Below are 23,451 nucleotides of genomic sequence, written 5' to 3'. Positions count from 1 at the left end.
CCTTATTGCTAATATCTTGCATTAAATGCCCGATATCTAATCTAAAATAATTTGCCTGATGTGTCAAGACTCGATTTCGGGTAGTGCCATTAAATAAAATGTCAACATTGAGCATCATAAATACATCAAGTTACATATTGATTGATTTTTAACATTTTCTTAATTCAGAAGAGGGATGTCCTTTCAAAAAATGAATCTAGAATTGAGGTAGATTTCCTAAAATTATTTCTCAATTAACCTTGATAACCTTTAGCTAATTAGGGTTTGCTGAATAAAAGCAAAACCCTATTCTTTAAAAGGTTACACCCATATTCGCGATCGCAAAAAAGATCAGCTTTGTCGGCTACAAACCTCTATAATTGGTAGAAACACCTCCCAGTTGTTGGTCAAGAACAAATGTATCGAAAAGAGGAGCAACCTTTACCGCCCCCAGAAAAATTTGAATTACCTTTCGAGGGCAAATTGTCCCCCAATAATCGTTGGGTAATCATGGCAGAGTTGATACCTTGGGATGATTTTGAGGAAGAATATGCTAAACTTTTTTCAGCAGAAAAAGGTGCGCCAGCCAAACTATTTAGAATGGCATTAGGGACATTAATTATTAAGGAAAAATTAGGAACAAGTGATAGAGAAACTATAGAACAGATTAGAGAAAATCCCTATCTACAATACTTTATAGGTTTAAATTGTTATCAACAAGAGCCACCACTGGAATCTTCAATGCTAGTTCATTTTAGGAAAAGAATTGATGGAGAATTGATAAACAAAATCAATAAAAAAATAGTAAAAAGAGAAATAGACAAGAGTGATAAAGAAGTAAAAAAAAGGATTGTCTCCAAGAAAAAGGAGAAAAAATAAAAAATAAAGGTAAACTAATTTTAGATGCGACTTGTGGCGCCCAGCAGACATCAAATACCCAACGGATTTAGGCATATTAAATCAAGCCAGAATTGAGACAGAAAGAATAATAGATAATCTTTATAAACCATTAAGAGTAAAATTGAGAAAAAAGCCGAGAACTTCTAGAAAAATTGCTAGAAAGGAATACTTAAAAGTAGCTAAAAAACGAAAAGTATCTTATCAAGAAAGAAGAAAAGCTATCGGGAAACAGTTAAAATACCTTAAGAAAAATTTAGGAAATATAGAAGACTTAATTCAAGCTGGGGCTTCCCAGGAAAATCTGAGTAAAAGACAGAAAAATTGTCTAGAGACTATCAAAAAAGTTTATGAACAACAACAGTCAATGTGGGAGAATAAGACCCAGAGTGTTCCTCAAAGAATTGTAAGTTTAACTCAACCGCATATTCGTCCAATAGTGAGGGGAAAAGCAGGAAAACCAATAGAGTTTGGAGCTAAACTCTCAGTAAGCTGTGTAGATAACTATATGTTTCTAGACAAAATAAGTTGGGAAAACTTCAATGAATCTTGTCATTTAAAAGAACAAGTAGAAAAGTATAAAGAAACGTTTGGCTATTATCCCGAATCCGTCCATGTAGATAAAATTTATCGAACTAGGGAAAACAGAAATTGGTGTAAGGAAAGAGGGATAAGAATCAGTGGTCCGAAGTTAGGAAGACCTCCGAAAAATGTCAGTGAAGAAGAAAAGAAACAAGCCCACTCCGATGAATGCTTCCGTAATGCTATTGAGGGAAAGTTTGGACAAGCTAAACGAAGATTTAGCCTAAATCTCGTGATGACAAAACTCCCTGAAACCTCCATTACATCTATTGCTATTACATTTTTAGTTGTCAATCTTTCTAAACTTCTGAGGCAGTTTTTGTCGCTTTTTTTGTCCTTATTTACTAATAATAGAACAGGGGAACTCATCAAACCGCCTTTCATTAATTTTGATTATACTTTAAACAATTTTTATGTACTAAAACTTATTGATTTGTCAGAAAATTCTTGGTCAAAAGTGGCATAAATTTTGGAGAAACTTTTTCAGCAAACCCTAATTAGGGTTTGCTGAATAAAAGCAAAACCCTATTCTTTAAAAGGTTACACCCATATTCGCGATCGCAAAAAAGATCAGCTTTGTCGGCTACAAACCGCTATAATTGGTAGAAACACCTCCCAGTTGTTGGTCAAGAACAAATGCATCGAAAAGAGGAGCAACCTTTACCGCCCCCAGAAAAATTTGAATTACCTTTCGAGGGCAAATTGTCCCCCAATAATCGTTGGGTAATCATGGCAGAGTTGATACCTTGGGATGATTTTGAGGAAGAATATGCTAAACTTTTTTCAGCAGAAAAAGGTGCGCCAGCCAAACTATTTAGAATGGCATTAGGGACATTAATTATTAAGGAAAAATTAGGAACAAGTGATAGAGAAACTATAGAACAGATTAGAGAAAATCCCTATCTACAATACTTTATAGGTTTAAATTGTTATCAACAAGAGCCACCACTGGAATCTTCAATGCTAGTTCATTTTAGGAAAAGAATTGATGGAGAATTGATAAACAAAATCAATAAAAAAATAGTAAAAGGAGAAATAGACAAGAGTGATAAAGAAGTAAAAAAAAAGGATTGTCTCCAAGAAAAAGGAGAAAAAATAAAAAATAAAGGTAAACTAATTTTAGATGCGACTTGTGCGCCAGCAGACATCAAATACCCAACGGATTTAGGCATATTAAATCAAGCCAGAATTGAGACAGAAAGAATAATAGATAATCTTTATAAACCATTAAGAGTAAAATTGAGAAAAAAGCCGAGAACTTCTAGAATAATTGCTAGAAAGGAATACTTAAAAGTAGCTAAAAAACGAAAAGTATCTTATCAAGAAAGAAGAAAAGCTATCGGGAAACAGTTAAAATACCTTAAGAAAAATTTAGGAAATATAGAAGACTTAATTCAAGCTGGGGCTTCCCAGGAAAATCTGAGTAAAAGACAGAAAAATTGTCTAGAGACTATCAAAAAAGTTTATGAACAACAACAGTCAATGTGGGAGAATAAGACCCAGAGTGTTCCTCAAAGAATTGTAAGTTTAACTCAACGGCATATTCGTCCAATAGTGAGGGGAAAAGCAGGAAAACCAATAGAGTTTGGAGCTAAACTCTCAGTAAGCTGTGTAGATAACTATGTGTTTCTAGAAAAAATAAGTTGGGAAAACTTCAATGAATCTTGTCATTTAAAAGAACAAGTAGAAAAGTATAAAGAAACGTTTGGCTATTATCCCGAATCCGTCCATGTAGATAAAATTTATCGAACTAGGGAAAACAGAAATTGGTGTAAGGAAAGAGGGATAAGAATCAGTGGTCCGAAGTTAGGAAGACCTCCGAAAAATGTCAGTGAAGAAGAAAAGAAACAAGCCCACTCCGATGAATGCTTCCGTAATGCTATTGAGGGAAAGTTTGGACAAGCTAAACGAAGATTTAGCCTAAATCTCGTGATGACAAAACTCCCTGAAACCTCCATTACATCTATTGCTATTACATTTTTAGTTGTCAATCTTTGTAAACTTCTGAGGCAGTTTTTGTCGCTTTTTTTGTCCTTATTTACTAATAATAGAACAGGGGAACTCATCAAACCGCCTTTCATTAATTTTGATTATACTTTAAACAATTTTTATGTACTAAAACTTATTGATTTGTCAGAAAATTCTTGGTCAAAAGTGGCATAAATTTTGGAGAAACTTTTTCAGCAAACCCTAAACTAACTAATGTTGATTTTAATGATGCTAATGTTATTAATGCAAGGTTCGCTGATAATCAAGGAATTAATGATGAGCTAAAAAATACTTTGATTCAACGTGGAGCATTTTTTGATAATTAGAACTTGTCAATCTAAACTTGTTGATGAACAACAGAGAAAAAAGCATCTTTAGCGGCTGCTTGTTCTGCCATTTTTTTAGAGCGGCCATAACCCGATCCTAGTTGACGATCCTTGAGCCAAACTTCTGCAAAAAATCGTTGATGGTGGCCTCGATTTTGATGTTGTTCGGCAACACGATAGTCTGGTAATATTTTGTATTGGCCCTGTGTCCATTCTTGCAGAGCATCCTTATAGTTTTGACGGGCTGGATCTGAGCGAATTTCTGCTGCTTTTTGCAATAATAAAGGGTCTAACCAAGGACGAATTAAGGTCATATTTTGGGTACTTAAATATAATGCCCCTAATACAGCTTCAAAAGTATCTGCTAACCAAGATACTCGACCTATTTTATCTTGGGCAACACTATCAATCATAAGGAGATAACGATCTAAACCATAATTATCAGCAAACTCAGCTAAGGTGCGATCGCTCACCAAAATAGAACGAATAGCCGCAAATTCGCCTACTAACTCATTGGGATAGGTTTCTAATAATATTTCAGCGGAAACTAATCTAACCACTGAGTCCCCCACAAACTCTAATTGTTGATAGTTATTTTCTTTGGAAATAGTAGGATGGGTTAGGGCTAAATCTAATAGTTTTAGGTCAACGGATAAGCTATTGGATACCCCTAATTTTTGTAAGCAGGTTTCTAACTGTTTTTTTCTACGATTATCTAAGAACACCATTATGAATGTTTTTTCTAATTTAGTTAGGAAAAGTGGGGAGTTCGGAGTTCGGAGTTCGGAGTTCGGAGTTCGGAGTTCGGAGTTATGTTTTTTCTCCCCCTCCTCATCCAGTCCCCCAGTCCCCCAGTCTCCCAGTCTCCCAGTCCCCCAGTCTCCCCCTCCTCTCACCAAAAACTACTCATCTCCTAAATACTTAGCCACTGTTTGTACATCTTTATCTCCTCGTCCCGAGCAATTAATAATAATACGGGGACTGCCTTCGAGTTGGGGACAAAGGGTTTCTAAATAGGCGATCGCATGGGAAGTTTCCAGGGCTGGAATAATGCCTTCCAACTCAGATAACCGTTGAAAGGCAGCTATAGCTTCAGCATCGGTAACACTATAATATTCAGCACGGCCACTATCTTTGAGATAACTATGTTCGGGTCCCACTCCAGGATAATCTAACCCTGCACTGATAGAATGGGCTTCTATAACCTGTCCTTCTTCATCTTGTAATAGATAACTCATAGCCCCGTGTAATACCCCTGGACGACCTTTTGTCAGGGTAGCAGCGTGTTTTCCAGAGGCAATACTTTCTCCTGCTGCTTCTACTCCGATCAGCCGTATTTCAGTATCTTTGACGAACTCATAAAATAGTCCCATGGCATTAGAACCACCTCCCACACAGGCCAATAAAATATGGGGTAAACTGTCCCATTTTTCTTGGCATTGGCGACGGGTTTCTTGGCCAATAATGTCATGGAAGTCTCGGACAATCATGGGATAAGGATGGGGTCCGGCAACAGAACCCAAAATATAATGGGTTGTTTCTACATTGGTTACCCAGTCTCTAATGGCTTCTGAGGTGGCATCTTTGAGGGTTCCGGTGCCGGCTGATACTGGTTGCACCGTGGCCCCTAATAGTTTCATACGGAAGACATTGAGTTTTTGCCGTTCCATATCATGGATACCCATATAAATGACGCATTCCAAGCCAAAACGGGCGCAAACCGTTGCCGTTGCGACTCCATGTTGCCCTGCACCAGTTTCTGCGATAATACGCTTTTTGCCCATGCGTTTCGCTAACAAGACTTGTCCAAGGGCATTATTAATTTTGTGCGCTCCGGTATGGTTTAAATCTTCCCGTTTTAAGTATATTTGTGGACCCGTACCATCAGGACGAGCGTAATATTCGGTTAAACGTTCGGCAAAGTAGAGAGGACTGGGACGGCCTACATAATCTTTTAATAGTTGGGATAATTCTGCTTGAAACTCAGGAGCATTTTTGTAGCGATGATAAGCTGTTTCTAGTTCGCTAAGGGCCGGCATGAGGGTTTCCGGCACATATTTTCCCCCATACTTCCCAAAACGTCCGATTTCGTCAGGATACTGGGTTTGAGTTGCAGATGGGGCAATGGGTGTGGTTGTCATTTTTATTTTTGTCTTGGTGTTGCGATCTCAGGAAAATGCCTTTATTTATGGTAACTGGGTTATCGACTTTTTTCCATATTCTCAATGGGATCAACAACTGTTGACCCCAAGATTAAGCTAATTAATTTTAACAGGAGACTCTTGCCAAATTTGGTAAAGAAGGGATTCTAAGCGATCGCTTAAACGACAGACAAACAAACCTTCTTCGCTGGCCACATCTGCGCCTAACCAAGTGCCTTCTAAGACAACTTCCATCGCTTCATCATCACAACGGTTAACTTCTAAAATTTCCTCGGCAAACTGATCCACATTTTTTAATAATTGGTCTACGTAGGGTAAGTCTAAAGAAATTAAAAAGGAAGCACTACTCGGTTCAACACAAAGACTTGTACCTGCTCGTAAGGCTAAAATGACACGAGTTGTCACCCAAGCTTCTAAGGACTCTTCGAGATGGTCAATTAAAAATCCATCATGGGTATAAGTTAGTTTTAACATCTTCTTTTGTCGCTTTAAAATTGGCCAACATCATTGATGTGAGTGGATAAGTAAGATAAAAATAACGTTAGATACCTATCTTCTCCGTCAATTTTGGTTTTTCTAATCAAAGCCCCCACTTTCTACTAGGGAGTAAAGCGGGGGGTTAGACAAACCTTGAGGAGTTAGGTATTCATCTAGGGATAGGGAAGATTTGTCTTCGCCACCAGCTTGTCAGGTTTAGGGGTTTTCTTCTCTCTGGGAGTGTATTATCACCTAATAGGGAATAATCTCGGTTATATTGACTCCATATCGTAAATTTTAGGACTATTACTGGTTTTTGTGGGAGTTTACTTCTTTTTTCCAACTCATTCTCTTCCGTGATCCCAGGTTGCCACTGTTGACAAGCATTGGGGACGAATAGAAATAAACTGGGAACCGAAGAAAGTAACATGAAAGTTTTCAATCGTGTTAAAAGAGACTTTTTCATACTACACTGATATTACTGAAATGTCTACTTTTTGATGAGGAAAAAATCATGAAAACCCTTCCCCGTACTTCAACCACTGAAATGAAAGTTACCAGCATCCGTTTAGAAAGAACACTCAAAGATAAGCTCAAAGGGCTTTCTGGCAATCAAGGGTATCAAGCATTGATCAGAGATATTCTCTGGAACTATGTACAGCAAAAATCAGGGGACTATAGACCACAATTTTCGGCGGTGGATATTCGTGCTACAGTCGAGGCCAAAGCCAGGAAAGATGAAAGTTGTGTATTGACGGGAAACCTAATTCAAGCAGGGGAACCAATGTTACTGGGATTAACCATTTATGGTGATTTCGTCCCACTAAGTCCGAGCAGCATTAATAGAAACATTTAAAAGTTGATAAACCCTTAACCTGTATTGGTTAAGGGTTTATAGGTTACTATGGCCTTGAATTTTTCTTATAGTAGGGGGCAGGAGGCAGGAGGTAAGTTAGGTTGTTGAATTATCGTTTCACCTTGGGACGAGCAGGAGCTTTTGGTCCTTTAGGTGAGCTAATTTCTGATTTTAAGCCAATCCAGCCGATAACGCTGTAAACAATGGCTAACATTAAACTACTTAAACCAATACGAAGACTTTGCTTTAATGCTTGTGTTGTTGCTTGATCCTCAGCCCGTTTACGGCGTTCACGGAGTTGGGTTTCTAGTTGATTTTTCAACTCCTCTGTTCTTTTTTTGTACTCTTGGGGATTTTGGGCTAAATCTCGTAATCCTTGTAGTTGCTGACGTTGTTGGCGCAAAGTTTCTAACTGTTGAGCGTTCAACTGTCTTCCTTGAACTTGCCCTGCTTCGATAGCTTGATTAAGTCTTTGAAGCTGCTCGTTAAGTCGGCCAGGGTTTCTAGACAAAGTATCCACTTGGGTTAAGAACTGTTGAATTTGCTCCGCCCCTTGACCTGCACCTTGTTGAATTCTTTCTAGAGCGTCTGTTTTAGCACTGTTGAGATTGCTGAGGTGGAAAGGAACCGCCAATAAAAACATTAACCCTAAAAGAGCAGACAAAATATAAACTGGAAATTTGAGATTGAATCCTGATTTTTTTAATGGGGTAGTATTGGCTAAACCATCAATAAAATAGCCAACCAAAATAAAGGCTATACCAACCAAAGGCACAACCCCTCTATCAACAATCCCAGCTACCGCACCGATTTTCCATGATTGACTCTGTAAGTTGGGAGGAATCAGAATGGTTAGATAGTCCAACATGGAAGATAGGACAAAAATTACCCCGATAAGTTTTAGAGTTAAGGATGTAAATGCTGAATAATTCATTTTTTTATCAGTTTTTAGATAGCATTCTCTTAAAGATAACAGCTAACAGAGAAATTACTCTGATTGCCAAAGGATTCAATAACTAGGTGCAGGGAGCTTAGCAGAGGGTTTTAAGTAAATTCCTCCCCAATGTACAACATAAATTCCTCAATCTAGTCTATGAGCTTAAAAGATTTAGGGGAAATTGGCAAGGTCTACAACCGTACTTTCTACAATAATATTCTAAACCTTACTCAAAAGTTTCGTCGACGAGAATAGATTAGGAATGACACAAATACAAGTATTAACGGATAAACCTGCCCTGATTACTCATGCACTAGATTTAATCGTCGATAAAATTCATACTACCCTAGAGCAACAAGCACAATTTACGATCGCTCTAGCTGGTGGTAGCACTCCCAAACCACTGTACGAAGCCTTAGCCCAAAAATCTCTACCTTTAGAAAAAATTCATATTTTTTGGGGAGATGAGCGTTATGTTGCTGCGGATCATCCTGATAGCAACCAACTCATGGCCCGTCAAGCTTGGTTAGATCAGGTCAAGTTTCCTACTGTTAATATCCATCCTATGCCAACAGGTAGTAATGACCCCTCTGTAGACGCTAAAACCCATAACCAGGAGTTAGAAGAATTTTTTGGGGTCAAAGCAGGAGAATTCCCCACCTTCGATCTGATTTTATTGGGTATGGGGGATGATGGTCATACTGCCTCTTTGTTTCCCCAAACAGAAGCCCTAACCGTAAGCGATCGCTTGGTTACAGTTGGGAATAAGGATGGAGAACCTCGTTTAACCTTTACCTATCCTTTGATCAATAACGCTCGTTGTGTAATGTTTTTAGTGGCAGGAGACAACAAAAGGCCAGCATTAAGGTCAATTTTTTCCCCTAATGGAGATGAGAGACTATACCCTGCCAAAGCGGTCAAACCTCAAGGAGAACTGTTATGGTTATTAGATAAAGGAGCCGGAGCGGAATTACCGAAAAACTGGGTTTAAAGCCCCGTCCTTCTTGCTCCTTCCCTATGTCTGAGGGAACCTCAGACGGGGCGGTGCGCTTTTAGGACGGCTTTTTATGGTGAGAAATTGGTGTTGTCAATCTGACTTAGATGCGTTGTGCGTAACAAGAAACTAGCTAAGAGTATTAATGATGCTGGCTGGTCACAATTAAGAAAATGGATTGAGTATTTTGGGGTTAAATACGGTAGGTTAACTATTGCCGTTAATCCTGCATATACATCACAAGAATGTTTCAATTGTGGCAAACTAATCAAGAAATCACTATCTGTTAGAACTCATGTTTGTTCCTGTGGGTACTCTGAGGATAGAGACAAAATGGCTGCATTAAATATACTCAAAAAAGCGCACCGCCCGCGCTGAGGTTCCCTCAGCGTATAGGACGGAGCAAGAAGCTACGATAGGGCATATCGGAAGCTGGTCGGAAGACCTAAACGCTTGGGGAGATTCGACCTCTATTTTGGTTGGTAGCAATGCCTGTCAAGGTAAGTTGAGTCAGTGAACCAAGAATCCACTCGCCTTTAGGCAGTGGAGTGTCAAAATCTAAGTAAGCAATAAAGCCGTCCTAGAAGGACGGGGTTTCTATCCAATTTCTCCATGATTACTTGTCCAAATTGTGACCATGAAAATCCCGATGGAGCAGTGCAGTGTGAAGCCTGTTTTACCCCTCTTCCTCGGTTGGTTAAGTGTGGTAGCTGTGGTCTGCCATTACTCAGTAGTGCCACTTTTTGTGGGGAATGCGGCGCGCCCAATACTTTTTATGGTTCCATGACTTCAGTTGCAGAAACTTCACCCCCACCGCCTCCTATGAGTAATCTTCCAGAAGAAAGTTCTACACCACCCCCACCGCCTCCTATGAGTAATCTTCCAGAAGAAAGTTCTACACCACCCCCACCGCCTCCAAAACCAGCAGTCAGCCCAGCAACACAACTACAAACCCAAACCGCCAGTTTACTCCATGTTCAAACCAATACAACATTGGAAATGCCTCAAGGTTTAGAGATTATTCATATAGGTAAACCCAATGAACAGATCCCCCCGGATCTCGATGTCTCAGGATTACCAGATGCTGATGTGGTTTCTCGTATTCATGCTGATATTCGCAACGAAGCTGGCATTTTCTATATCGAAGATGTGGGTAGTTCTAATGGGACTTATATTAATTACAATGCTTTATCCCCAGGAAACCGTCACCGTTTGCACCCCGGCGATCGCATTTCTTTGGGTAAAGGGGATTTAGTTACCTTTATTTTCCAGTTATCCTAGAATGGTAAAAATTAAAGGTATGTTAGAGATCAATGACCCAAAACCTAGAAACCTGGTTAAAAGAAATCCACGTCCCTGCTGATTGGATCGGGTTACGCCAAGTAACCGAAACCTCTACCCTGCGTTATGTTAGGGATGGGAAACCCCAAAGTAACGGACGCACTCAAACCAAAGGGGTGATGGTGGAAGTCTTAGCCAAAGGACAAATGGGTTATTGTGCCACCAACCATTTAACAGCAGAGAATATTAAACTAGCAGCAGAAATTGCTTATCAACAAGCCATAACAGCGGCCGAGTGGGGAATCTATCCTTTCACTGTAGAACAACGCCCACAAGCAGTAGGAACCTATCAATCTCCCTACGTTAAACCTTTTGATGTTCTTAGTCCTAAAGATATTAACGATCTGCTACTCAAAGTTAATGAAACCCTAAAAGTTAACGATAAGATTGTCAGTACCTCTGCGATCGCCCGTTTGGTAGAAACAGAAATTCAACTGGTGAGTAGTAATGGTTCCGATGCTTATCAAAAGTTTCTCTTAATCAGCACCAACTCCACTGCAACGGCACAAGAAGGTAATATTATTCAAAAACGGACTGATAATGGATTTAGTGCGCGTTGTTATCAAGGGGGAGTGGAAGTTCTTGAGGAAGCGGAAATTTTAGGCCGCGCCGAAGCGATCGCCGAACAGGCTCTAGAATTATTAGCGGCTCCAGACTGTCCTAGCACTAATACTACTTTAGTGTTGGCCCCTGATCAAATGATGTTACAAATACACGAAAGTATTGGTCATCCTTTGGAACTTGATCGCATTTTAGGGGACGAACGGAATTATGCAGGGTCAAGTTTTGTTAAGTTAGAGGATTTTGGCGACTTGGTTTATGGTTCCCCTCTGATGAATGTTACTTTCGATCCTTCGGTGTCTGGGGAATTTGCTAGTTATCGGTTTGATGATGGGGGGAATGTCGCCACCCGTGAGTATTTAATCAAAGAAGGGGTATTGTTAAGAGGATTAGGCAGTAAGGAAAGCCAAATTAGGGCAAATGTGCCAGGAGTGGCTAATTTACGCGCTTGTTCTTGGAATCGTCCCCCTATCGATCGCATGGCTAATATTAACTTAGAACCCGGTGGTAGTTCTTTTGAGGAGATGATTAGTAATATTGAGTCTGGGGTGTATATGCAGTCTAACCGCTCTTGGTCTATTGATGATTATCGTAATAAGTTTCAATTTGGTTGTGAATACGCCAAGCTTATCGAAAATGGTAAGTTGACTAAAACGTTGAAAAACCCTAATTATCGGGGCATTACTAATCAATTTTGGCGTAGTTTATCCCAAGTAGGAGATCGTTCAACTTTGGGGATATACGGCACTCCCAGTTGTGGTAAAGGAGAACCCAATCAAGCGATCCGTGTGGGCCATGCTTCTCCTATTTGTGCCTTTGATAATATTGAGGTATTCGGTGGGGCCGGTTGAATGATGTTTTTCTTGTAGGGGTTAACGGCCGTTAACCCCTACGAAAATGTGTTCATCATACTATTAAAATTAGCATTATAATGATTGTTTCACAACGCCAAGCTGACTGCTATAGCTACCTAGAAAAACATAGCAATCGGGAATTATTTATGAGATATGATTTTTGTTTATCTGTTGCCTGTTGCCTGTTCCCTTGTACTCAAAGTTAATTCTCACAACTGATTACTAACTGCTATAGCTAGAAAAATACCTAGAACAAATAGCAAGCAAGATGCTTGCACTACTACATTTAAGCTTAATCTTTATCCGTTGCGATCGGATATTGTTTTAATACTTCTTGTAAATATTGTCCTGTGTAAGAGGTGGGATGTTTAGCTACATCTTCAGGGGTTCCAAAGGTAACAATATTACCCCCTTGGTCCCCTCCTTCTGGTCCCAAGTCAATAATCCAATCTGAACAACGAATTACGTCTAAATTGTGTTCTATGACTAAAATAGAATTACCTTTATTAACTAATCTTTGTAGGACATTTAATAAGTGATGAACGTCATAAAATGATAATCCTGTGGTGGGTTCATCGATTAAATATAGGGTTTTTCCTGTTGCCCGACGGGATAATTCTGATGCTAGTTTAACCCGTTGTGCTTCTCCTCCTGATAAAGTGGGGGCAGACTGTCCTAATTTAACATAACCTAAGCCAACATCTACTAGGGTTTGTAATCGTTTGACTGCCTTTGGTATATTTTCAAATACCCCTAAAGCTTCTTCTACTGTCATGTCCAAAACATCAGCAATGGAATGACCTTTATATTTAACTTGTAGGGTTTCTCTATTGTATCTTGCCCCTTTACAAACGTCACATTGAACATAGACATCGGGTAAAAAATTCATCTCAATAACATTAACTCCTTGTCCCCCACAATTTTCGCATCTTCCTCCTTTAACATTAAAGGAAAAACGACCCGGTTTATAACCCCTTGCTTTGGCTTCTACTGTCTGAGAAAATAACTCTCTGATACCATCAAAAATACCTGTATAGGTTGCAGGATTGGATCTCGGTGTTCTGCCTATGGGAGACTGATCAATGACGATTACTTTATCTATAGCATCGAGTCCCGTGACTTCACCTAAAGACTTGGGTAAGGGTACTTTTTTGGTTAGATGATGTTGGAGGGAAGGGTATAATAATTCATTGACTAATGTTGATTTTCCTGACCCTGAAACCCCAGTAATAGCGACTAATTTTCCTAATGGTATTTCTACATCAATATTTTTTAAGTTATTAGCAAAACATTTTTTTAAGCAGAATCTCTTGCCATTTCCTGCCCGACGTTTTGCTGGTGTTTCAATTGCTTTTTTCCCTGATAAATAGTCAGCCGTTACAGATGTGTCTGCCTTTAAAAGGTTTTCTAAATCACCTTGACAAACAATGCCTCCTCCATGAATTCCTGCTAATGGTCCAATATCAACTAAGTGATCGGCGGTTCTAATGGTTTCTTCGTCGTGTTCAACTACAATTAAAGTATTGCCTAAATCTCTCAATTTTTTGAGGGTATTTAATAACCTTCCATTATCTCTTTGATGTAGTCCTATACTGGGTTCATCTAATACATATAATACTCCTGTTAACCCCGAACCGATTTGGGTTGCAAGACGAATTCTTTGAGCTTCGCCTCCTGATAATGTTGCTGTTCCTCGGTTTAAGGTTAAATAATCTAAGCCGACATCAAGTAGAAATTGTAAACGGTTTCTAACTTCTTTTAGTGCGAGTTCACCGATTAATTGTTGTCTGGGTGTTAGGTCTAGGTTATCTATTCTGTACAAACATTTATCAATGGAAACACTTGTTAATTCATCAATGCTACATCCTCCCAGTCGGACGGATAAAGCTTCTGGTTTAAGGCGTTTACCGTGACAAACTTCGCAGGTTTGATCAACGATATATTTTTCCATCTTTTGCTTCATTATCTCTGAGCTTGTCTCTTGATAATTCCGATCTAATATTGCTAAAATACCATCAAATTTTTTATAGTATCCTTGACCACTATCAAAGCGAGAATCTTTTTCAAACCAGATGGGTTGATCGCTTCCATAGAGTAATAAGTCTTGTTGTTCTTTGGTTAAATGATTCCAAGCTGTTTGGATTTCAAAGCCGTGAGTTTGTCCAATACTATAGAGTAGGGATAAATAGTAAGTGTTATCTTTTTCTGACCAAGGAGCGATGGCAGCATATAAAGGAGCGTTGGGATCAGGTATGACTAAATCAGGGGAAAATTGCCGTAAACTTCCTAACCCGTGACAATTAGGACAAGCACCATAGGGAGAGTTAAAGGAGAATAAACGGGGTGATAGTTCTTCCATAACTGCCCCATGTTCGGGACAAGCAAAGTTTTCAGAAAACATGATTTCTGAAGGGTTATTATTGTCTTCTTGTTCGATAATATCTATGACTGCTAACCCGTCAGCATGGGTTAAACAAGTGCTGAGGGAATCTGCTAATCTTTCTTCTATTCCTTCTTTTTTGATGAGGCGATCAACAACTATTTCTATGTCATGATAATGATTCTTTTTCAATTCAATATTATCGGAAAGTTCTCTCACTGCTCCATCCACTCTTACCCTTACAAATCCTTGGCCTGCTAAACTGGATAGGAGTTCTTTATGGGTTCCTTTTTTCCCTCGCACTACAGGGGCTAAAATTTGGAATTTTGTCCTGTCTGGGAGTTCCATAACGCGATCGCACATCTCATCTATGGTTTGGGGTGCAATGAGGCGATCGCAGTGAGGACAATGGGGTTCTCCAGCACGACCAAATAATAAGCGTAAATAGTCGTATATTTCTGTTACCGTTCCCACAGTTGAACGAGGGTTATGGGAGGTTGATTTTTGGTCGATAGAAATAGCGGGACTCAACCCTTCGATCGCATCCACATCCGGTTTATCTAACTGTCCCAAAAACTGTCTCGCATAAGCACTCAGGGACTCAACATAACGTCTTTGTCCCTCAGCGAAGATGGTATCAAACGCTAAAGATGATTTTCCCGAACCGGATACCCCTGTAAAGACAATGAGGCGATCGCGCGGTAGTTCGAGATCGATATTTTTCAGATTATGTTGTCTCGCACCCCGGATACGTATGCTGTTTGATTCGTCCATATTCCCAAAGCTTAACACTCCTTAACCTTATTTATCATAACCTTTTTTTCTGTTTCCATCTTTGGTGTTGTCGGGGTCAACGGCCGTCGTCCCCTACGGAAATATGTAGCTATACTCTAAAAAATTGATATTGGGAAATCAATAAAGAGTTTGAATCAACAAAATATTAAAACCGTAGGGTGGGCAAATTATCAACTTATGTAATCTACTAATAAAATACAAAATTTTGCCCACCTTACAAACCCCAAATATGGCTTAATTTTCAAGCAATTTTAAACTGTTTCTTGGGTAATATTCTAGGTTCTTGTAAGGTTTAATGAAATTTCCTGTAGTGCAAGCATCTTGCTTGCTATGCTTGTATTTATTATTTATGTCTTTAGTAAGCAAGATATTTATAGCAATCAGGAATGATTCATGAGAACATCAAGATACCCCGTTCAGTTCCCCCCTTATTAAGGGGGGTTAGGGGGGATCACAATTCACTTAATTCTCACAACTGATAACTGATTGCTATATTATTTATATCTTTAGTGAGCAAGATATTTGTTATTTATGTCTTTAGTGAGCAAGATGCTCACACTCCTAATTTTTCTATTTAGTGAGCGATGGTCAAATTAGTAACTGGTCACTAATAAATATTTTAGTGGATTATTTTAGCTAAAATACTTGCTTATCCTTATGTTAAAACGATTGAGAGTTGATTATGACAATGGAATTAGAGCTAAAGTATTGCTATAATAACCTAAATATTAAATTATTGTCTTTTTAAGATTAGAGTGTATTTTGTTATGAAAGCTTACGAATTAACCGCAACTGTAACGGATAATGGACAAATTCAATTACCTGATTTTCGTTTAGCTTCTACTTCCTCTCAACCCTCAACGGTTAAAGTAATTATTTTAGTAGATGAAATTGAAGAAAATCAGAATGAGTTAGATACTTCTGATGAAAATTTTTCCGAGGAAAGCTTTAAACAATCTTGGCAACAAGCAATGACCGGAGATACTGTATCCTTATCTCAATTATGGGAGGAGACAGATATTGTTTGAAGTAATAGCAACTCGTGAATTTCAAAAAAAGGTGCGATCGCTATCTAAAAAATATCGTCACATTCAAACTGATTTACAGCCAATTCTAGAAAAGCTTAGATTAGGAGAAATTTTAGGCGATCGCATTCCAGGTATCAAATTTGTTGTTTATAAGCTTCGTATTAAGAATAATGATGTCTAAAAGGGCAAAAGTGGTGGATATCGTCTAATTTATTGGCTACAAACAACGGATTTTATTGTACTGTTGGATATTTATTCAAAATCTGAAAAAGATAATATTGATGTCACTAAAATTTCGCAAATAATAACACAATTTGAATAATAAATAATACTTTTATTATCTAATGAATCAAAGTAATGTTTAATTTTTAAGCAATTTTTAACGGCTTTTTGGGCAATATTCTAGGTTCTGGTAAAGGTTGATTTTCTTCTATAAGCATTTCTACAAAATTCTCGATAACTTCTTTTCCATTTCTCGCAGCTTCTTCATAAGTTTTGCCATGAGTATGAAATTGTTGCCAAGAAAACTCAGGTAAATGGACTAAAAATAGTTGATCTTCTTCTGACCATTGAATGACCATACTATAATGATATTTCATGATTCACCTTTCTTTTTTGCTTGTTTATCAAGTGCAGCAACTAAGACATATTATAGAAGACAAGATATAATATTTATAAATGGTCACTGATAACTGATAACTGATATGACAGAGGAAGAATTATTACAGGTTATTGAAAAAGCAGCAAAGGATAAAAGAGAATCCTTGGATCTTTCATTTAAAGGATTAACATCTATCCCTCCTGAAATTGGTCAATTAACTAATCTCACTTCACTTTATCTGTGGAATAACCAACTAACAAACCTTCCTCCTGAAATTGGTAAATTAACTAATCTCACTTCAGTTAATCTGTGGAATAACCAAGTAACAAACATTCCCCCTGAAATTTGTCAATTAACTAATCTCACTTCACTTAGTCTGTGGAATAACCAAGTAACAAACATTCCCCCTGAAATTTGTCAATTAACTAATCTCACTTCACTTGATCTGTTGTGGAATAAATAACTAACAAATATTCCTCCTGAAATTGGTCAATTAACTAATCTCACTTCACTTTATCTGTGGAATAAACAAGTAACAAACATTCCCCTTGAAATTGGTCAATTAACTAATCTCACTTCACTTTATCTGAGGGATAACCAAGTAACAAATATTCCTCCTGAAATTGGTCAATTAACTAATCTCACTTCACTTGATTTGAGGAATAACCAACTAACAAATATTCCTCCTGAAATTGGTCAATTATTAAATTTATATACTCTTGATTTAAGCGGTAATAAATTAACAAATTTACCTAAAGAAATTAGTAACTTATATAACTTGCGAAATTTAGAACTACGAGATAATCAATTTACAAAGCTTCCTCCTGAAATTGGACTATTACGGGTAACAAAATTAACCTATGGAAAGAACCCCTTACAATCTCCTCCAACTTCAATTAGGAAAAAAGGTGTTGCAGCAATACGAAACTATTTAAAACAACAATTAGAACAAGAAATTGAACATCTTTATGAAGCAAAATTATTGATTGTTGGGGAAGGAGGTGCAGGAAAAACTACCTTAGCACAAAAAATAAAAGATAATAATTATCAACTGAAAACCGATGAAGAATCTACGGAAGGAATAGATGTTATTCAATGGTACTTTCCTCTAGATAACGGAAAAAAATTTAGAGTTAATATTTGGGACTTTGGAGGACAGGAAATTTATCATGAAACCCATCAATTTTTTCTCACGGAAAGAGCCCTTTATACATTAGTTGCTGATACTCGTAAAGAAGACACAGACTTTTATTACTGGTTAAATGTGGTTGAATTATTGAGTAATAGTAGTCCTATTTTACTCATTAAGAATGAAAAACAAGAACGAAAAAGAGATATTAACGAACGACAATTAAGAGGAGACTTTACTAATTTTAAAGAGACTTTAGCTACCAACTTCGCAACTAATAGAGGTTTACAAGAAATTTTAAATAAGATTCAACACTATATTAGTAACTTACCTCATATTGGCGAAGAATTACCGGCATATTGGGTCAAAGTTCGAGAAGTATTAGAAAAAGATCCCCGTGACTATATCAGTCTTGATGAATATTTAAAAATCTGTAAAGACAAAGGATTTAAAGAGTTAGAAGATATGTTAGTTTTAAGCGGTTATTTTCATGAATTAGGGGTATTTTTACACTTTCAGGACGATGATATTTTAAAGAAAACTATTATTCTTAATACTGCTTGGGGAACCGATGCAGTTTATAATGTCTTAGATAATGAAACCGTCAGAGAAAACTTAGGTAAATTTGATCGCAATGATTTAAAAAACATCTGGAATGAAGAAAAATATATCACCATGCGTAGTGAACTTTTAAAGTTAATGATGAACTTTAAACTATGTTATGAAATACCAAGTCAACCAGGAAATTATATTGCACCTCAATTATTAAGTGCAGAACAAACAGAGTATAATTGGGATGAAGATAATAACCTACTTTTGCGCTATGAATATGAATTTATGCCTAAAGGAATTTTAACCCGTTTTATTGTAGAAACTCATGCTATCATTGAAAATGAGACTTGTGTTTGGAAAACAGGAGTTGTTTTAAATAAAGATGGTGCAAGGGCAGAAATTATTGAACGTTATCGTTATCATAAAGGAGAAATTCGGATACGAGTCTCAGGAAACCGTAAACGAGATTTATTAACCACTGTAAGACATGAGTTAGGGAAAATTCATGATTCTTATGAACGTCTTAAATATGAAACATTAGTTCCCTGTAATTGTTCAAAATGTAAAGGAAGTCAGTCACCTCATTTTTCTCTTTGGGATGTGCTTAATAAATTCATTGATGATCAACGTCCTGAAATTCAATGTATTAAGAGTTATGATATGGTGAATGTACAGGGTTTAGTCAACGATATTGTTAAACGTGATCTAAACCCATCTAGAAATAAGGAGGAAAGTGAAATGTCAAATAGTGGTAAATACAGTATTAAAGCTGATGTTGTCAACATCACTGAAACAAACTTAGGTGAAGTTATTGGCAAAAAGTACGCTTCTGATCCATCTATTAAAAATGCACTAGATGAAATCATAAACAAACTAACTGAATTAAATAATAAATATCCCAATGTTAGCGAAACAACAGCAACAGAAATTATAAATGCTGAGTTTAGAGGCATTCAAAAGAACCAACCAGAAAAATGGGAAATTATTAAACAAATATTTAATGGAAAACGCTGGTTAAATGGAGGGAAAACAGCATTAATAAAAATTGGTGAACACTACAGCGAAAATAATGTATTTTGTAAAGCAGTAGTGGGGTTTGGTGAAGGGTTTACAGACAGTTAATTATTAATATTTCACATTTGTAGAGACATTTCATGAAAAGTCTGTAGTGAAAGCTTTAGCCTTCATCATGAATGGTTTTCTAGTCCTAAAGGACTCACTACGAACTTGTGTTTATTTTTTCCTACCTAATAAGACAATTAAGGTAAGGTGGGCATTGCCCACCCTACTATGTGTTAGTCTTCTTTATAAGCGTCCATTCCTTCACAAGAACAAACTAGGTTTCTGTCTCCGTAAGCGTTATCAATACGTCCTACAGTTGGCCAGAACTTATGTTCTTTGCTCCAAGACGCGGGATAAGCTGCTTTTTCACGGGAATAAGGACGATCCCACTCTTGACAAATTACCATTTCTGCTGTGTGGGGCGCATTTTTCAAAGGATTGTTAGCAGGGTCAATTGTACCATCTGCGATCGCTTGAGCCTCTTGGTGAATGGTGATCATGGCATCACAGAAACGATCCAACTCTGCTAAGTCTTCGCTTTCCGTAGGTTCAACCATCATAGTACCACCAACAGGCCAAGACACTGTGGGTGCATGGAAACCAAAGTCCATCAACCGTTTAGCAATATCATCCACCCCTACCTCTGCTTGGTTTTTCAGGGGACGTAGATCAATGATACATTCATGAGCGACACAACCGGATGCACCTTTGAACAAGATGGGATAATAGTCAGCTAAACGAGAGGCCATATAGTTAGCGTTGAGGATAGCTACTTTTGTCGCCTCAGTCAGCCCTTTTTCCCCCATCATAGCGATGTACATCCAAGAAATGACCAGGATACTAGCACTACCCCAAGGGGCTGCGGAAATGGCTCCTATGGATGTGTCTACTTTACCATTACTGTTGGGGTCGGTGAATTTATCCAGGTTGGTTGTGGGTAAAAATGGGATCAAATGTTCTTTTACACCGATGGGACCCATTCCCGGGCCACCACCACCGTGAGGGATACAGAAGGTTTTGTGCAGGTTGAGGTGACAAACATCGGCCCCAAAGTCAGCGGGACGACATACCCCTACTTGGGCGTTCATATTAGCCCCATCCATATACACTTGTCCACCGTGATTATGAACGATATTACAGATGTTGATTATTTCTTCTTCAAATACCCCGTGAGTGGAAGGATATGTTACCATTAACGCCCCTAAATTTTCGGAGTGTTTTTCAGCTTGTTTCTGCAAGTCTGCAATATCAATGTTTCCCTCTTTATCACATTTAACGGGAACAACTTTCATCCCGCACATCACTGCACTAGCAGGGTTTGTGCCGTGTGCAGATTCAGGAATCAAGCAGATATTGCGGTTAGCTTCGCCACGATTTTCGTGGTATTGACGAATTACTTGAAGTCCTGCATATTCTCCTTGAGAACCAGCATTAGGTTGTAAAGAAATACCGTCAAATCCTGTTATCTCTCCTAACCATACTTCTAACTGTTGAAAGAGAATTTGATAGCCTTCGGTTTGGGATAAGGGGGCAAAAGGATGGAGTTTACCAAACTCTGGCCAAGTAACTGGCATCATTTCGGCTGCTGAGTTCAATTTCATAGTACATGATCCCAAAGGAATCATGGAAGTATTCAAAGCTAAGTCTTTGCTTTCTAACTGGTGTAAGTAACGCAGTAATTTACTTTCCGAATGGTACTGATTGAAAACAGGATCGGTTAAATATTCTGAGGTACGTTGAAAGAAGATAGGTAAGTCAAAATTAACTTCCTCTGCTATCTCTTCAACGGTGAAAGGTAACTCATCTTTAGCTGCAAAAATTTGCCACAACTCAACAACGTCATGAACTGTGGTAGTTTCATCTAAGCTAATACATAAGACTCCTTCTGTATATAACCTGAGATTAATTTTGCGTTCTGCTGCTGCTGCAATCACAGCTTTTACACTGGCATCACCTACCCCAACTCTAACGGTGTCAAAGAAGGGTTCATCGTTAACTGTGTAGCTTAACTTTTGTAATCCTTTAGCGAGAATTACCGTTAATTGATGTATTCTTTGAGCGATATTTTTAACACCCTCTGGTCCATGATACACCCCATACATTCCCGCAATAACTGCTAGTAATACCTGCGCTGTACAGATGTTACTGGTAGCTTTGTCTCTACGGATATGTTGTTCTCTGGTTTGCAGTGCTAATCTTAAAGCAGGGTTTCCTTGTGCATCCTTAGATACTCCCACAATACGCCCTGGAATCTTCCGTTTATAGGCTTCTCGGGTGGCAAAATAGGCTGCATGAGGTCCACCATACCCCAAGGGTACACCGAAGCGTTGAGTGCTGCCTACGGCGATATCTGCGCCAAATTCTCCGGGGGGTGTTAAGAGTGCTAAACTCAAGGGGTCAGCCGCAACGGTAACTAATGCACCCTTGTCATGTGCGCTTTCGATAAAGGTGCGATAGTCGTAGATGGTGCCATCGGTGGCAGGATATTGTAATAATGCGCCGAAAATTTCTTGCTCGAACTCAAAGAAGCGATGATCGGCAATAATTAACTCAATACCTAAAGGATACGCCCTTGTTTTAATGACTTCGATGGTTTGGGGGTGACAATGGCAGTCCACAAAGAAAGCATTAGCATTTTTGTTCTTACATAAACCATAACTCATGCTCATGGCTTCTGCTGCTGCTGTACCTTCATCTAGTAAGGAAGCGTTAGCAATTTCGAGTCCTGTTAACTCTACTATCATAGTTTGATAGTTTAAGAGGGCTTTGAGTCTTCCTTGAGCAATTTCTGCTTGATATGGGGTGTAAGCAGTATACCAACCTGGGTTTTCTAGGATGTTGCGTTGAATGACTGGGGGTGTGATACAGTCATGATAACCCATGCCGATATAAGAACGAAATATTTGATTTTTGGAAGCAATAGACTTTAATTGGGCTAATGCACCATATTCGCTCTGTGCTTCGGGTAAAATCAGGGTTTTACTAAGGTGTATTCCTTGGGGTACTGTAGCATCAATGAGTTTGTCTAGACTGGAAAATCCTAACACTTTGAGCATTTTATCAATCTCTTGGCTATTGGGTCCAATGTGTCGATTGATAAAGCTATCAGTAGGTGCTAGTGTGTTTTCAATGTTATAAGTTCTATTGTCGTTAGTTTTAGGTTGATTAGCAGTAATATCCAGGTTAGGCATATCAATGATGATGGTTGTCTTTTGTTAGAGTGTCACAAATGAGCGTCTTGGATACTCATTGTAATCTTTTGTAACATTGATCTGCAATGTTGGACGTTGGACTCGATAAGATCATTTATTGATAAATATCACCTCTAAAATTAACATTATAAATTTCTATATTTATTGATGTTAAATTAATGGGATAAATCACTTTTTTACCCAGTCAGTCATATCGATTAATTCTTCATTTTCATAGTCTTGAGGTTTACCGAGTTCCTGATCAAGTTCTTTTTGTTCTTGATCACTGACATAAGGCATTAACATATTACATAATAATAACCTTTCTTCTCTCAAAACTTCTCTAACGCTTTCTTTGATGAGATTTTTTAATTCTTGGGTTTCCATAAGCAATCACTTTCACTTTCCAACTATTATAGATCAATATTAGAGACATAACCTCAATACCTATCCTAAAGACATACCCTAAATACCTACCCTAAATAACTATGAATTTGATACATACCCTAAATAACTATCCTAAATAACTATGACTTTGATACATAACCTAAAGAGGTAACCCTAAAGACATAACCTATTTTTCATCTTAAAAATATCATGAATGAGCCGTCATTTTCCAGAAAAGCTATTGAAAAATAAAAATCTTATGCTATGATTTAATAACAACAAAAACCCGTCTTCCCATCACAGGCACACGGGCAAAATTCATGTATTTATTAATCTACTATAGCTGTTACACTTGCTATAGTCAATCTTTA

General features: G+C 38.0%; 18 protein-coding genes and 2 pseudogenes. 12 read left to right on the top strand and 8 right to left on the bottom strand.

Annotated elements, in window-relative coordinates; translation table 11 throughout:
* Window positions 1-396: 396 nt before the first annotated feature.
* The 3 genes and pseudogenes from CWATDRAFT_RS17945 (at window position 397) to CWATDRAFT_RS37370 (ending at window position 3,773) form a co-directional block, all read left to right on the top strand.
* A pseudogene (locus CWATDRAFT_RS17945) lies at window positions 397-1,924 on the top strand (IS5-like element ISCwa2 family transposase).
* A gap of 170 nt (window positions 1,925-2,094) precedes the next feature.
* Complete coding sequence (locus CWATDRAFT_RS17940) at window positions 2,095-3,621, top strand: IS5-like element ISCwa2 family transposase (RefSeq protein WP_007306353.1); 1,527 nt, start codon at window positions 2,095-2,097, stop codon at window positions 3,619-3,621.
* Entirely contained in the window at window positions 3,603-3,773 is a 171-nt protein-coding gene (locus CWATDRAFT_RS37370; RefSeq protein WP_157134111.1) for a hypothetical protein, read from the top strand. The genes CWATDRAFT_RS17940 and CWATDRAFT_RS37370 overlap by 19 nt, the downstream gene beginning before the upstream one ends.
* Before the next feature lie 11 nt (window positions 3,774-3,784).
* On the opposite strand, the gene rnc is transcribed toward CWATDRAFT_RS37370, so the two are convergent.
* From rnc to CWATDRAFT_RS17925, 3 genes are all read right to left on the bottom strand, one after another.
* Window positions 3,785-4,501, bottom strand: coding sequence for a ribonuclease III (rnc, locus tag CWATDRAFT_RS17935; RefSeq protein WP_007306350.1), 717 nt, complete (start codon window positions 4,499-4,501; stop codon window positions 3,785-3,787).
* Window positions 4,502-4,675: 174 nt separating this feature from the next.
* A complete protein-coding gene (gene trpB, locus CWATDRAFT_RS17930) occupies window positions 4,676-5,914 on the bottom strand; it encodes a tryptophan synthase subunit beta (protein ID WP_007306349.1) in 1,239 nt (412 codons plus the stop codon).
* A 117-nt stretch (window positions 5,915-6,031) separates the two neighbouring features.
* Window positions 6,032-6,409 (bottom strand): alr0857 family protein, encoded by a 378-nt coding sequence (locus tag CWATDRAFT_RS17925; RefSeq protein WP_007306348.1) that lies wholly within the window; start codon window positions 6,407-6,409, stop codon window positions 6,032-6,034.
* 517 nt (window positions 6,410-6,926) lie between these two features.
* Here CWATDRAFT_RS17925 and CWATDRAFT_RS17915 point away from each other — a divergent pair.
* Window positions 6,927-7,268, top strand: a complete 342-nt coding sequence (locus CWATDRAFT_RS17915; protein WP_007306354.1) for a hypothetical protein — start codon at window positions 6,927-6,929, stop codon at window positions 7,266-7,268.
* Between the two features lie 109 nt (window positions 7,269-7,377).
* On the opposite strand, the gene hpsJ-B is transcribed toward CWATDRAFT_RS17915, so the two are convergent.
* The gene (gene hpsJ-B / locus CWATDRAFT_RS17910; protein ID WP_007306347.1) at window positions 7,378-8,202 is read right to left on the bottom strand and encodes a hormogonium polysaccharide biosynthesis protein HpsJ; all 825 of its coding nucleotides are present in this window, start codon (window positions 8,200-8,202) and stop codon (window positions 7,378-7,380) included.
* A gap of 265 nt (window positions 8,203-8,467) precedes the next feature.
* Here hpsJ-B and pgl point away from each other — a divergent pair, with 265 nt between their 5' ends.
* From pgl to CWATDRAFT_RS17890, 4 genes and pseudogenes are all read left to right on the top strand, one after another.
* Complete coding sequence (gene pgl / locus CWATDRAFT_RS17905; protein WP_007306355.1) at window positions 8,468-9,196, top strand: 6-phosphogluconolactonase; 729 nt, start codon at window positions 8,468-8,470, stop codon at window positions 9,194-9,196.
* Window positions 9,197-9,310: 114 nt separating this feature from the next.
* A pseudogene (locus CWATDRAFT_RS40035) lies at window positions 9,311-9,716 on the top strand (RNA-guided endonuclease InsQ/TnpB family protein); the annotation flags it as partial.
* Window positions 9,717-9,811: 95 nt separating this feature from the next.
* Complete coding sequence (locus CWATDRAFT_RS17895) at window positions 9,812-10,480, top strand: FHA domain-containing protein (protein ID WP_007306357.1); 669 nt, start codon at window positions 9,812-9,814, stop codon at window positions 10,478-10,480.
* A 32-nt stretch (window positions 10,481-10,512) separates the two neighbouring features.
* Window positions 10,513-11,952, top strand: a complete 1,440-nt coding sequence (locus CWATDRAFT_RS17890) for a TldD/PmbA family protein (protein ID WP_007306358.1) — start codon at window positions 10,513-10,515, stop codon at window positions 11,950-11,952.
* Window positions 11,953-12,247: 295 nt separating this feature from the next.
* Here the strand turns inward: CWATDRAFT_RS17890 and uvrA are convergent, their stop codons facing one another.
* Window positions 12,248-15,109, bottom strand: a complete 2,862-nt coding sequence (gene uvrA, locus CWATDRAFT_RS17885) for an excinuclease ABC subunit UvrA (RefSeq protein ID WP_007306346.1) — start codon at window positions 15,107-15,109, stop codon at window positions 12,248-12,250.
* A gap of 788 nt (window positions 15,110-15,897) precedes the next feature.
* On the opposite strand from uvrA, the gene CWATDRAFT_RS17880 reads away from it, so the two are divergent.
* Window positions 15,898-16,158, top strand: a complete 261-nt coding sequence (locus CWATDRAFT_RS17880) for a hypothetical protein (RefSeq protein WP_007306359.1) — start codon at window positions 15,898-15,900, stop codon at window positions 16,156-16,158.
* Entirely contained in the window at window positions 16,151-16,339 is a 189-nt protein-coding gene (locus CWATDRAFT_RS17875) for a hypothetical protein (RefSeq protein ID WP_007306360.1), read from the top strand. Before CWATDRAFT_RS17880 ends, CWATDRAFT_RS17875 begins: the two co-directional genes overlap by 8 nt.
* Window positions 16,340-16,526: 187 nt before the next feature.
* Here the strand turns inward: CWATDRAFT_RS17875 and CWATDRAFT_RS17870 are convergent, their stop codons facing one another.
* On the bottom strand, window positions 16,527-16,757 hold the full coding sequence (locus tag CWATDRAFT_RS17870) for a type II toxin-antitoxin system HicB family antitoxin (RefSeq protein ID WP_007306345.1): 231 nt from the start codon (window positions 16,755-16,757) through the stop codon (window positions 16,527-16,529).
* Between the two features lie 105 nt (window positions 16,758-16,862).
* On the opposite strand from CWATDRAFT_RS17870, the gene CWATDRAFT_RS38670 reads away from it, so the two are divergent.
* Together CWATDRAFT_RS38670 and CWATDRAFT_RS17865 are read left to right on the top strand one after the other, a co-directional pair.
* Window positions 16,863-17,222: a leucine-rich repeat domain-containing protein gene (locus CWATDRAFT_RS38670; RefSeq protein ID WP_007306361.1), complete on the top strand. Its 360-nt coding sequence runs from the start codon at window positions 16,863-16,865 to the stop codon at window positions 17,220-17,222.
* A 9-nt stretch (window positions 17,223-17,231) separates the two neighbouring features.
* Window positions 17,232-19,562: a COR domain-containing protein gene (locus CWATDRAFT_RS17865; RefSeq protein ID WP_326997425.1), complete on the top strand. Its 2,331-nt coding sequence runs from the start codon at window positions 17,232-17,234 to the stop codon at window positions 19,560-19,562.
* A 173-nt stretch (window positions 19,563-19,735) separates the two neighbouring features.
* Here the strand turns inward: CWATDRAFT_RS17865 and gcvP are convergent, their stop codons facing one another.
* Both gcvP and CWATDRAFT_RS17855 read right to left on the bottom strand, forming a co-directional pair.
* A complete protein-coding gene (gene gcvP, locus CWATDRAFT_RS17860; protein ID WP_007306344.1) occupies window positions 19,736-22,693 on the bottom strand; it encodes an aminomethyl-transferring glycine dehydrogenase in 2,958 nt (985 codons plus the stop codon).
* A gap of 189 nt (window positions 22,694-22,882) precedes the next feature.
* Window positions 22,883-23,080, bottom strand: a complete 198-nt coding sequence (locus CWATDRAFT_RS17855) for a hypothetical protein (protein WP_007311510.1) — start codon at window positions 23,078-23,080, stop codon at window positions 22,883-22,885.
* Window positions 23,081-23,451: the final 371 nt, after the last annotated feature.

Source organism: Crocosphaera watsonii WH 8501 (assembly GCF_000167195.1).
Lineage (GTDB): Bacteria > Cyanobacteriota > Cyanobacteriia > Cyanobacteriales > Microcystaceae > Crocosphaera > Crocosphaera watsonii.
This window is presented reverse-complemented; position numbering and strand designations above follow the sequence as displayed.